The organism is Pseudomonas sp. yb_2 (assembly GCF_043103905.1).
Taxonomy (GTDB): domain Bacteria; phylum Pseudomonadota; class Gammaproteobacteria; order Pseudomonadales; family Pseudomonadaceae; genus Aquipseudomonas; species Aquipseudomonas alloputida.
In genome coordinates this window covers 54,172-65,724 of record NZ_JBICKH010000066.1, presented here as the reverse complement: position 1 = coordinate 65,724, position 11,553 = coordinate 54,172, and the positions used below count along the sequence as shown (strand labels likewise).

Here is an 11,553-nt window from a genome sequence, read left to right as displayed (position 1 = left end):
TCCTTTCGCAAAGAGGATGAAGTAGCGTCATCCCACCAAGCGAATGAGCGTCGCAAAACCGGAAAAAGAATTTTGAAAAAACTTCAGACCGCCTCGATGGAGACCCACCAAGGCAAGGTACGCACAACCCGGATGGGCAACGCACGCTCGAGCATGGCCAACGCACGGTCGGTATCGAGCAACGGGAAGGTACCGACCGCACGCAGGCTGCCAATCGCTGGGTCGATGCCCAAGTGGCCATGGCGGTAATCGCGCAGAATGTCGATCATCTGAACCAGCGGCATGTCCTCCGCCACCAACACACCGCGGCTCCAATCCTCGCGCAAGCGTTGTGCAGTTGATGGGGCGCCGACTTGCTGCGCGTCGAACACCATCATTTGCCCGGCTTGCAACGTGGTTTGTCTGCCGCTGCCGGAGCAAGTTGCCTGCACTGCGCCGGCAAATACGCTCAAGGTGGTCTGCAACCCCTGGTCCCGGACACTGAAGCGCGTGCCGAGCGGTTGCACCCGCCCAGCCCTCGTCACCACGGAAAGTGGACGTGGGTCCTTGCCGGACTCGATCAGGATTTCTCCGCGATACAGGCGCAATTGCCTTGAGCCCTCATCGAACTGCACATCCAGCGCCGTCCCGCCGTTCAGCCACAGCTGGCTGCCATCGGCCAGGGTGACCGGCCGCACCTCACCCAGGCCGGTGCGGTAAGTGGCGAACCAGGCACGTGGCGAGTCGACCCAACCGCGCTGCCATCCGCCCCACCCCAACACACCTGCCACACCCGCCACACAGAGGCTACCGAGCACGGCCCTGCGCGAATGCCGGTCACGGCGCACGCTGTCGAACACTTGCCGAGCCTGCTCTGCCTGGCCGCTGAGGCCGCCAAAGCGCTGATTGATGTTCTCTACGTACGACCAGGCCAGGCGATGCCGCGTATCCTCGTTCAGCCAGGCATGCCACTGCGCCTGGATCGCAGCGTCATTGTGCGCCGCGTGCAGCCGTGCGAACCAACCGGCAGCCGCTTGCAGTACGGCATGGTCGAGTGGCGCCCTGCTCATGCCAGCGAGCCATCCAGTTCGGCTTCCAGCAGCAGGCATTGGTACATAGCCTGAGCCAGGTAACTGTTCACACTGCGCTCGCTCACGCCCAACTGCTCGGCGATCTCGCGTTGCTTCATGCCCTGCAACTGCGCCATGGAAAATGCCTCGGCCACGCGCTGGGGCATACGCTCAAACATTGCCTGCAGTTGCTCGAGGGTTTCGAGGATAACGGCCTGATGTTCCAGCGAAGGCGCAAGTTGCTCGGGCTGGGCGGCCAGCACTTCCAGATAAGCCTGCTCCACCCGCCGCCGTCGCCAGAAGTCCACACACGCATTGCGCGACATACGTCCCAGGTACGCACGGGCATGCTCGTGGTCATTGAACACACGGGGCTTGGACAACAGCCGCACGAATACATCCTGGGCCAGTTCCGCCGCATCATGGGCATTGCCGAGCTTGCGCTGGAGCCACTGGCGAATCCAGCCATGATGGGAACGGTAGAGTTCCTCCAGGTCGAAACCAGGGGCTGGAGCACTGGGAGAGGCATTCATGGGGCAGGCCATTATGCTAATAGGAATTATTCACAATGGTAGCGTGGATGAATGACACCGGGCAATTGCGATAAGCAACGCTGCCCGGTTTGGTCATGGCAGGGATGATTTTGCGATCAGGCCGAGGCCTGCCCATATCAAGCAACTGGTCTGCGCTTTCAGCCTAGCGGTCACAGTGAATCCGGGCACCCAGTGCACACAGCGAACACCTGCACCTCTACCAGGTAGCCAGCCCCCAGGTCGGCACCCACGCAGGCCCGCACCGGTTTTGCACAGCCTTGCAACCAGGCGTCGTACACTTCGTTGACCAGGTCGAAGTGGCGGTAGTCGGCAAGCCACATCTGAACCCGCGTCAGCTGCGCCTTGCCGACGTTGGCTTGCACCATCAGGCCGTCGATCACGCTCAGCGCCTGACGCAACTGCCCCTGCACATCCTGTTGCAGGTCCTCGGCCACGATGCCTGCCGTTTCGAACAGGCCCCTGTAACTGACCGCCAGTGACATCCGCGCGCCTGATCCGTAGCGAGTGATCATCGAGGTAACCTCCCCCTCAACCCATCTGGTTGAAGCAGACGACTTTGGGTTGGGTCATGTCCTCGTAGGCAAACCGCACCCCCTCACGCCCAAGACTCCCATACTTGGCACCACCAAATGGCATGGCATCGAAGCGGTAGTCGGAAGAGTCGTTGATCATTACACCGCCGGCCTCGATACGCCGGGCCAGGCTCAACGCCAGCGACAGGTCACGGGTGAACACACCGGCATGCAAGCTGTACTCCGGGGCATTGGCCAGCGCTATCGCCTGCTCGACAGTCTCGAAGGGCGCCAGCATCACCACCGGTGCAAAAACCTCCTCGAGCCACAGCCGGCTGACGGGGTCAACGCTTTCGAGCACTGTCGGCGCATAGACCGCCCCGTGACGCTGGTGGCCGCAGAGCAGGCGGGCACCGCCCTCAATCGCCTGGTTCACGCGTGCTTCGATCTGCCGTGCAGCTGCTTCGGTGATCATCGGCCCCATATCGGTTTCGCGCCGGCCCGGATCGCCCCAGACCATCGCCTGGGTCAATGCCACGAAGCGCTCTCGAAACGCCTCGTAGATCGAGGCATCTACGAGAATGCGCTGGGTGCCGATGCAGTTCTGCCCGGCCGCCCAGAACGCGCCCGACACACACGACTCGACAGTGGCTTCCAGGTCGCAGTCCTTGAGCACCAGCACCGGGGCGTTGCCGCCAAGGTCCATGGCAAGCTTTTTCAAACCAGCCCCGTGCGCAATCTTTTCGCCCGTCGCGAAACCGCCCGTAAAGGAAACCATGCGCACCTCACGCACAGCCACCAGCGCCTTGCCCAGTTCGGCGCCCCCTGTGGCTACGGTGACGACGGCCTCCGGCAGCCCTGCATCCACCAGGTACTGCACCAGTTTCAGGGCAGAAAGCGGGGCCAGTTCCGAGGGTTTCAGAATGACCGCATTGCCCCCTGCAAGTGCTGGCCCCAGCTTGTGCGCCACCAGGTTGAGCGGGTCGTTGTACGGGGTAATGGCCAGGATCAACCCCAACGGCTCGCGGGTGAACCAGCCCTGACGCGATTCGGAGCCTTCATAGGCATCGAAAGGCACCACCTCACCGGCGTTGCGCCGCGCCTCTTCGGCAGACAGCTTGAGCGTGTTGATGCAGCGTTTGACCTCTTTCTCGGCCTGGCGCAGGGTCTTGCCCGCTTCATCGACGATCAGGCCGGCAAAGTCTGCCGCATCCCGTTCAATGAGCTGAGCGGCGTGCTCCAGAATAGCGGCCCGGCGGTGCCGGGGCAGCGCCGCACTTTCACGCACACCTTGACGGGCACGGGCGAGCAAGGCAGGCACTGCTTCTGCGCCGAGGTTGTCGACGCTGCCAACCAGGCTGCCATCGAAGGGGTTGTACACATCGATCAAGGCGGGTTGCTGAACAAGCGCCCGCGATACGGAAGTCAGGCTCATGAACGTTGCTCCTCAGGCCGAGTGGCCGGCGGTGTGAATGGCGACAATGTCCGACAGCAGGGCAAAAGCCGTTTCGATGCGCCCCGCCCCCGGGCCGGACACGGTTACAGCCCCCAGCAACTCCGTGTCGAACGCCAGCGCATTGGTGGCGCCTAAAATACCCGCCAAGGGGTGATGACCAGGCAGCAGCTTCGCTTCGACGCTGGCTCGTACCGAACCATCGGCTTCACGGCGGGCGCTGCCGATCAGCTTCCAGCGCTCGCCCGCCGCCCGTGCCCGCTCGATAGCCGCGCTGTCGATGGCACTGATACCGCTGCAGGCCACATCACCCACCTGCAGACAGGCGCCGAGCAACTCATTGGCGAGGATCACCACCTTCAGGCGTACGTCATGGCCTTCCACATCGGCGGTCGGGTCAGCCTCGGCAAAGCCAAGCGCTTGTGCCTGGGCCACCGCCTCGTTGAAGCCAAGCCCTTCCTCCATGCGCGTGAGCACATAGTTAGAGGTACCGTTGAGAATGCCCTCGAAACCTACCAAGCCCGCGCCCGCCAGGGTCTGGCGCGCCATGCGCAGCACCGGTGTGCCGCTCATGACGGCGCCTTCGTATTCGAACGACACATTGTTGGCCTTAGCCAAGGCCTTGAGTGCCTGGGCATGCAAGGCAATCGGCCCCTTGTTGGTGGTGACCACGTGCTTGCCCGCCTCCAGCGCCCAGCGGCAGAAGGTTGCCGCCGGCTCACCGTCCTTGGGGTTGGTGAATGTGGCCTCGGCGATGATGTCGGCGCCTGATTGCTTGATCACCGCCTCATTGAACGCCTCGGCCGAACCTTGAGGGATGTGCGCCAGCGCGCCCTTCTGGGCCGGCAGCGCGGCCAGCACGGCGGCATCCAAGCCGTCGCGGTCGATCACCGACCCCAGGAACAAGTCGGTGACACCCACGATTTTCAGGCCAAAGCCCAACTCGTGCTGCCAGCGCGCATTGCGTTCGGCGATCAGTTGGGCAAGCGCGCGGTTAACGCCACCAAAGCCAACGAGTGCAATTTTGTATTCGGTCATGGTTTGCTGTCCTGTCCAGGCAGTGGGTGGATGAGGACTAGCGTAAGAGCCGTGCACTGCCAGTTGAATATGGCAATCCGCTGTATTTATTGGCCAATCTGGCCAGTGCAAAGCGCGCACTTGCGCCAGGGCAAAACGCACAACGCCGCCTGGGCGCGAACCCAGGCGGCGTTGTGCCAGCCAATGCAAAGACGCGGTTCAGACCACCGCGGCCAGGACGAACGAAGTCACCGTGTTCTCCACCCCGGGCATGGCAGCGATTTCCTTCCACACATGGTGCACCCGCTCCGGGCTGGAGGCCTCGACGCGCAACATCAGGTCGAACTCGCCGCTGAGCACTTCACACTGGATCACCTCGGGGATCTGGCGCAGCGCATCGAGTACCGCCTCACCGCGCATGCGGTCATAGCGGTAGACGAAGATCACCGCGTTGATCAACGACGCCGGCCGTCTGCCCTCACCGATGCGCAGGGTGTAGCCCTGAATGGCGCCGTCGCGCTCCAGGCGCTCGATGCGCTGGCGTACCGCATTGCGCGACAGGTTCACCTTCAACCCCAATTCGGCGTGGGCGATACGCGCATTGGCGGTGAGCTCGGCGAGAATGCGCTCGTCCAGGGGGTCGAGGATGCGCTTCATCGCCCAGCCTGCAACCGGGTCAACAAGGCATGAACACCGGCCAGGTCGTCAGCTGCCAACAGCGGCCCATCGCCCGCTGTGCCGACCGCGCCGGCGGGCACCTCACCGTGCCAGGCCCCCAGCTCCGCCAGCAGCCCGGCAGACTTTTCGGGGGCAAACTGCCCCAGCGTGACGATGGGCGCACCGATGTTGCGCCGGTGCAGGCGCCCGGCGAATACCCCTGTCGCGGCATGAGGGTCTACTGCGCTGCCCGTTTCGTGGAACAGCGTGACAATTTCTTCGCGAATCAGCGCGTCGTCCACGGCATAGGAGTCGAACAGCATGCGCGCATGCAACCACTGGCGGTTGCCGATGCTCAGCTCGCCACACGCCTCGAAGTGCTCCATCAGTGCCCGGGTCGCCACGCCATCGCGGTCATACAGTTCCCAGACGAAGCGCTCCAGGTTGGAGAACAGCGAAAAGTCCATGACCGGTGACAAGGTCTGGCTGGTTGAGCCACGGCTGTAGCGGTTGCAGTGGATGAACCGGTGCAGGGCATCGTTGCGGTTGGTGGAGACGATGATCTGGTTGATCGGCAGGCCCATTTTCTGGGCAATGAACCCCGCGTAGATCTCGGCAAAACTGGCCGTGGGGATGCTGAACCCGACCGGGCGTATGCCGCCACCGAGCTGCAGCGCCGCATGGAAATAGAACACGATCTGCGCCAGCACACCGACCCAGTTGGTGGAGTTGAAGCTGACCGGAATCAGCCCGGGGCATGGCCAGTCACGCAGCAGCGCCGACACCAGCGACTGGCAATCGTCAAAGCTGCCATCCACGGCCACGCAGCTCACGCTGTCGGACGCAGCACTGCGCATCACTGCCGCGCGGTCGGCGGGCGTGCCTGCGCTGGGGTATAGCGCCAGCAAGCCTGCTGCCGGGCAATGCCGCAACGCTTCGATAGCCGCAACTGCGGTATCGCCGTTGCTGGCACCGACCAGCATGACCCGCTCGCACTCCGCCCCCAGAAAGTGCCGGACAAAACGCGCCTGCAACTGCGCGGCAAAGTCCTTGGAGGACCGGGTAGGCCCATGGAAAAGCTGCAGGATCCATTCGTTATGGCCAAGCTGCTGCAACGGCGCAATGCCGCGGTGGCGGAACCCGCGATAGCTGTCGCTGACCAGCGCCCTGAGGGTAGGCTCGTCGAGGGTATCGCCGACAAACGGTGCCATCACCCGCCAGGCCAGTTCGTCGAAGGGCAACCACGACCAGCTGGCAATTTCCTGTGGGCTGAACACCGGCACCGAGATGGGCACATAAAGCCCGCCATCGTCGGCCAGGCCAGAAAGCAATGCCGTGCGGAAATCGACCCGTGTCTCGTTGCCGCGCGTGGATGTGTACTGCATCGGTGCTCCAGATAGCTACGTAAATTAACGATGCGCCATGGCCACCAGCCAATGGCTGAACGCCTGGGCATCGGGGGACAACGCTTCACCCAGGCCGCGTACCAGGAAAAACGACTCGCTTGCCTCGATACGCTGGGCAAAGGGAGCGACCAGCCGCCCCTCCTGCAGCAGGTCCTCGACCAGCGACGAGCGTGCCAGCGCCACCCCGAGCCCCAGCTCCGCCATGCGCAGGGTCGACACCAGCGTGTCGAACTGCAGGCCACTGGAAGAGTCGACCTGATCGGCGCCGACCCGCTCCAGCCAGTAGCCCCACCCCTCCTCGTAACCCAGCACATGCAGCAACGGCACACGGGCCAGGTCGCGCGGTTCGCGCAGCGGGCAACCGGCCAGCAGCGCGGGTGCGCACACCGGCACCAGCATGTCGCGGGTCAGGCGCTGCGCCTCTACCCCGGCCCACTGCCCGCTACCCCAGCGGATTTCCAGATCATCTTCGGCATCCAGCTCCTTGACCCACAGGTTGCTGATGTAGCGGATGTCCACCTGCGGGTGCGAACGCCGAAAGTCGGCCAGCCGCGGGGCCAGCCAGAAGTGCAGGAACGACAGGCTGCCCCGTACCTTCAGGGGCCGACGTTGGCGTTGCCCGAAGATTTCATTGGTGCCGACCGCAAGGCGGCTGATAGCGTCCTGCACCACCGGCAGGTAGGACTGCCCTTCTTCGGTCAGCCCCAACCCGCGCGGCAGGCGCTTGAACAGCGCCACACCCAATTGGCTTTCCAGGTGACGAATCTGTTGGCTCACGGCCCCTTGGGTAAGGTGCAGCTCTTCTGCCGCATGGGTGAAGTTCAAGTAACGCGCCGACACTTCGAAGGCTCTCAGCCAGTTCAGGGGGGGCAAGGTTTTCTGGGTCATCGGCGGCTTCTCGTGGCTAGGTTCCGGTGGCCTAGTATCACCTGCTCAGGCGGCCTCGGAACCTGGGGCGACGATTTCCAGCGGGGCCGTACGGCGGCTGCGGTACTTGCACGTCAGCCAATAGGCCAGGTAGCACCAGGCAATGAAGGGCAAGCCGAAGTACAGGGCAACCCGCTGAGCTGGGTCGAAGGCAATGCCGACGCAGGCCAGTACGCAGCAGAAAATGGCCCCCAGTGGTACGAACGGGTAGCCACGCACCCGGAACTTGAGGTCCTCGAGCTTGCCGCCGCTGGCGATGTAATGACGGCGGAATGCGATCTGGCTGGCCGCGATGCTGATCCACACCACTACCACGGCCAACCCTGAAATCGACACCAGCGCCAGGTAGATGGTGTCGGGGGCAAACACACTGCTCAACAGCGAAGCCATGCCGCCAGCCATGCTCAGCACGATCGCATTGAAGGGGGTGCCGCGGCGCGACAGCGTGGCGTAACGGCGGGGCATGTTGCCTTGGTCGCTGAGAGTCCAGAGCATGCGCGAAGCGGCGTATAGGCCGGAGTTGGCGGCAGACAGCAGCGCGGTGATGATGACGAAGTTCATGATATCGGCCGCATACGGGATACCAATCATCGCAAAGACCATCACGAACGGGCTTTCAATAACCCCGGCCTGTTCACGCGGCAGCAAGGTGGCCAGTACAAAGATGGTGCCGATGAAGAACAGCGCCAGGCGCAGGACCGTGGTGCGAATGGCCTTGGGCACGTTCTTTTCCGGGTCTTTGGTTTCACCGGCAGCGATGCCGATCAGCTCGGTGCCCGAGAACGCGAAGGCCACTGCCAGCAGGGTCATTGCAATGGACCAGAAACCGGTGGGGAACAACCCTTCACGGGTGAAATTGCCCAGCCCTGCACTGTGCGCCTGCTGGATCTCGAAGCCACCCAGAATGGCCCCGCCGCCCACCACCAGAAAGGCGATGACGGCCAACACCTTGACCAGTGACAACCAGAATTCGGTTTCGGCGAACGATCGCACCGAAATGATATTGCTGATGAACACCGCGGCGCCGAACAGCGCACTCCACATCCATACCGGCGTGTCGGGGAACCAGCGCACCATCAGGATGCCCGCGGCGGTGAATTCGGAGCCGATGGCCACCGTCCAGGTCAGCCAGTACATCCAGGCCACCATGTAACCGGTGCCCGGGCCGAGGTAACGCGTGGCGTAACTGCTGAACGAGCCGACTTCCGGCATGTGTACCGCCAGCTCACCCAGGCACATCATGACCAGGTACACCATGATTGCGCCGAGTATGTAGGCGATGACCGCGCCCAACGGGCCGGCCTGGTTAACGGTGTAGCCCGACGTGAGAAACAGGCCGGTGCCTATCACTCCGCCCAGCGCCAGCATGACGATGTGGCGGGTTTGCATATCCTGCTTGAAGGTATGCGCCGAGGCATTTCTAGTTGTGGTTGTCTGCACGGACATTGTGGGTTACTCATGAAAGTTGGCGGGCAAGGACGTAGCAACGACCTCGTCTTGGCAGAGCGAATCGAGTTGCCTTGCATATTGTTTTTGTTCGACTTCATGAAGTGGCACCCACCACACGGGTGGGCGCTACGCGCCAGCCTCAGGCCTGCACCGGGCTCTGGCAGGCGTCTGCGTCAGCGTGCAATTCCTTTGCGACGGCCAGTTCCTCACGCACCGATGCACAGGCCTGTGCCAGGTCCGCCAGCAGGTCATCGGTTTCCTCGATGCCCACTGAAATGCGCACCAGCCCTTCGGAAATGCCCAGCGCCAGGCGCTCTTCCAAAGTGTTCTCGACATGGCTGGTGGTGCGCGCCGGGCCATAGATGGTCTCTACCGCGCCGAGGTTGCCGGCCCGGTGGGCATACTTCAGCCGCGGCAGCAAACGGGCCACGGTCGGCATGCCGCCCTTCAGCACGAAGCTGACGATGGCGCCAAACCCGCGCATTTGCGCCTTGGCAATGGCATGCCCGGCATGCGCCGGCAAACCTGGGTAGTTCACCGCTTCAACCAGCGGTTCGGTGCTCAGGTAAAGGGCCAACGCCATGGCACTGGCTTGCTGCTGGCGCAGGCGCACTGCCAGGGTCTTGATACCGCGGATGATCAGGTAGGCCGAGAACGGGTCCAGCGCCGCACCGTTGATTTCCCGGTAGTGCCGCACCTGGGCCATCAGCGCCTCCGCGCCGCCCACCACCCCACCCAGCACGTCACCATGCCCGGACAGAAACTTGGTTGCGCTGTGCACCACCACATCCACGCCCAGCGCCAGCGGGTTCTGGTTCAGTGGCGTGGCAAAGGTGTTGTCGGCCACCACCAGCGCCCCCACCTTGTGCGCAGCGGCGCTCAGCCGACGAATGTCCAGCACCTTCAGCGTCGGGTTGGTGGGGGTTTCCAGGTACAGCAGGTCGCAACCGGCGGAAATCTCGCGCTCCAGCGCTTCAGTGTCCAAGGTATCGCACAGGCACACTTGCACCCCCATGCGCGGCAGGAACTCTTCGAAGATCTTGTTGGTGCCGCCATAGCTGTCGCGGGTCGACACCACGCGTTTGCCGTTGGACAGGAAGGTGTGCAGCACGGCACTGATGGCCGCCATGCCACTGCTGAACGCGACTGCCGACTCGGCTTGCTCCAGTTCGGCCAGTTTTGCTTCCAGCGTGGCGACCGTGGGGTTGCTCATGCGGCTGTAGATGAAGCCCGGCTGCTTGCCCTGCGCCACGTCGTACCAGGCATCGATATCGTTGTAGCCATAAGCGGCGCTGACCACGATCGGGGTCTGCGTGGCGTTGTACGGGTGCTGTACCTGCTCCCCGCTCCACACGACCCGCGTCCCCACACCGGCCGCAGCATTGCCCTCGAATTTTTCGTTGTTGTTCATATCCGCTTCCCGCCCAGCTGAGTTGTGTACACCGATGCAGCATCGGCCTTCAGCGGACTATAGGGAGATGACGGAGGCCTGAAAAACGATGGAATCCGGGTCTGACTGGCGTTTTTTTTAATGGCTGCGGGCCGGGCGCTGCAAAAGCCGCCCGGCCACGTGGTCGCTTAGGCCAGGTTGCGCTTCAGCTCGGCGATATGCTCCGGGCCGATGCCACAGCAACCGCCGACCATACTGGCCCCCCGCGCACGCCAGTCCTTGGCCCATGCCAGGTAACCCGGCGGATCGAGGTCTTCGCGCAGTTCGTCCAGGCCATCGTTGGCAGTGGCTTCTTTGGGCTGCGGCGGGAAGGCGTTGGCATAGGCACCGATGGCAATCTCGGCGTTGTGCCGCTCGATGACCGAGCGCGCGACATCAATGGCGGCGCCGATCACCTCAGGCTGGCTGCAGTTGAACAACACCGCAGCCACCCCCAGGCTGACTGCGGCTTCGATGGCGTCGGCCACCGGTTCACCGGAGCGCAGGCGCGGAACCTCGTCGACGTCCTCGTCCTGCAGGGTGAAGGACACCCAGAACGGCCTGCCGTCTGCCGGCAAATGGCTATGAATGGCCCGCACCTCGGCCACGGAACTCTGGGTTTCGGCCAGCCACAGGTCGACATGCGGGGCCAGGCCCTGGAGCAACGGGGTCAGCACCTCTGCCACACGCTCGGGCTGGAACAGGTCGGGGCGGTAGGACCCGAACAGCGGCGGCAGCGAGCCGGCCACCCTGACCGGGTGCGCGCCGCTATCTGCCGCGTGCCGCGCAAGCTGGCCGGCGATATGGGCCAGCTGTCGCCCTTCGGCGGCAAAGCGTTCTTCACCGATGTGGAACGGTACTACCGCATAGCTGTTGCTGGTGATGACCTGCGCACCCGCCTCGATGAAGGCTGCGTGCACACCCACGACCGCCTCCGGCGCCTCGCTCAGCGCCAGCGCCGACCACTCGGGCTGGCGAAACGGTGCGCCACTGCGCTGCAGCTCTCGGCCCATGCCACCGTCCAGAATTACCATCGTTCGCTCTGCCATATAACTTCTCTGAAGGTTCTTATGAATAAAATTCATTATGGGGATTAGGGT

The 11,553-nt window shown here is 63.4% G+C and carries 11 protein-coding genes; all 11 read right to left on the bottom strand.

Annotated elements, in window-relative coordinates; genetic code table 11:
* Positions 1-83: 83 nt before the first annotated feature.
* Positions 84-1,049 (bottom strand): FecR domain-containing protein, encoded by a 966-nt coding sequence (locus tag ACF8FB_RS16500; RefSeq protein WP_010951926.1) that lies wholly within the window; start codon positions 1,047-1,049, stop codon positions 84-86.
* On the bottom strand, positions 1,046-1,582 hold the full coding sequence (locus tag ACF8FB_RS16495) for a sigma-70 family RNA polymerase sigma factor (RefSeq protein ID WP_010951925.1): 537 nt from the start codon (positions 1,580-1,582) through the stop codon (positions 1,046-1,048). The genes ACF8FB_RS16500 and ACF8FB_RS16495 overlap by 4 nt, the downstream gene beginning before the upstream one ends.
* Positions 1,583-1,752: 170 nt before the next feature.
* Positions 1,753-2,085, bottom strand: a complete 333-nt coding sequence (locus tag ACF8FB_RS16490; protein WP_049586359.1) for a RidA family protein — start codon at positions 2,083-2,085, stop codon at positions 1,753-1,755.
* 46 nt (positions 2,086-2,131) lie between these two features.
* On the bottom strand, positions 2,132-3,550 hold the full coding sequence (locus ACF8FB_RS16485) for an aldehyde dehydrogenase family protein (RefSeq protein WP_010951923.1): 1,419 nt from the start codon (positions 3,548-3,550) through the stop codon (positions 2,132-2,134).
* A 12-nt stretch (positions 3,551-3,562) separates the two neighbouring features.
* The gene (locus ACF8FB_RS16480; protein WP_392510284.1) at positions 3,563-4,606 is read right to left on the bottom strand and encodes a homoserine dehydrogenase; all 1,044 of its coding nucleotides are present in this window, start codon (positions 4,604-4,606) and stop codon (positions 3,563-3,565) included.
* A gap of 198 nt (positions 4,607-4,804) precedes the next feature.
* The gene (locus tag ACF8FB_RS16475; protein WP_010951921.1) at positions 4,805-5,242 is read right to left on the bottom strand and encodes an Lrp/AsnC family transcriptional regulator; all 438 of its coding nucleotides are present in this window, start codon (positions 5,240-5,242) and stop codon (positions 4,805-4,807) included.
* Positions 5,239-6,627, bottom strand: a complete 1,389-nt coding sequence (locus ACF8FB_RS16470; RefSeq protein WP_392511568.1) for a threonine synthase — start codon at positions 6,625-6,627, stop codon at positions 5,239-5,241. The genes ACF8FB_RS16475 and ACF8FB_RS16470 overlap by 4 nt, the downstream gene beginning before the upstream one ends.
* A 24-nt stretch (positions 6,628-6,651) precedes the next feature.
* Positions 6,652-7,536, bottom strand: a complete 885-nt coding sequence (locus tag ACF8FB_RS16465; protein WP_010951919.1) for a LysR substrate-binding domain-containing protein — start codon at positions 7,534-7,536, stop codon at positions 6,652-6,654.
* Between the two features lie 45 nt (positions 7,537-7,581).
* Positions 7,582-9,021 (bottom strand): amino acid permease, encoded by a 1,440-nt coding sequence (locus ACF8FB_RS16460; protein ID WP_010951918.1) that lies wholly within the window; start codon positions 9,019-9,021, stop codon positions 7,582-7,584.
* Between the two features lie 142 nt (positions 9,022-9,163).
* Positions 9,164-10,435 carry a cystathionine gamma-synthase family protein gene (locus ACF8FB_RS16455; protein WP_392511567.1) on the bottom strand — a complete coding sequence of 424 codons (1,272 nt, stop codon included), beginning with the start codon at positions 10,433-10,435 and terminating at the stop codon, positions 9,164-9,166.
* 167 nt (positions 10,436-10,602) lie between these two features.
* Entirely contained in the window at positions 10,603-11,487 is an 885-nt protein-coding gene (locus ACF8FB_RS16450) for a homocysteine S-methyltransferase family protein (protein WP_193774180.1), read from the bottom strand.
* Between the last annotated feature and the right edge of the window lie 66 nt (positions 11,488-11,553).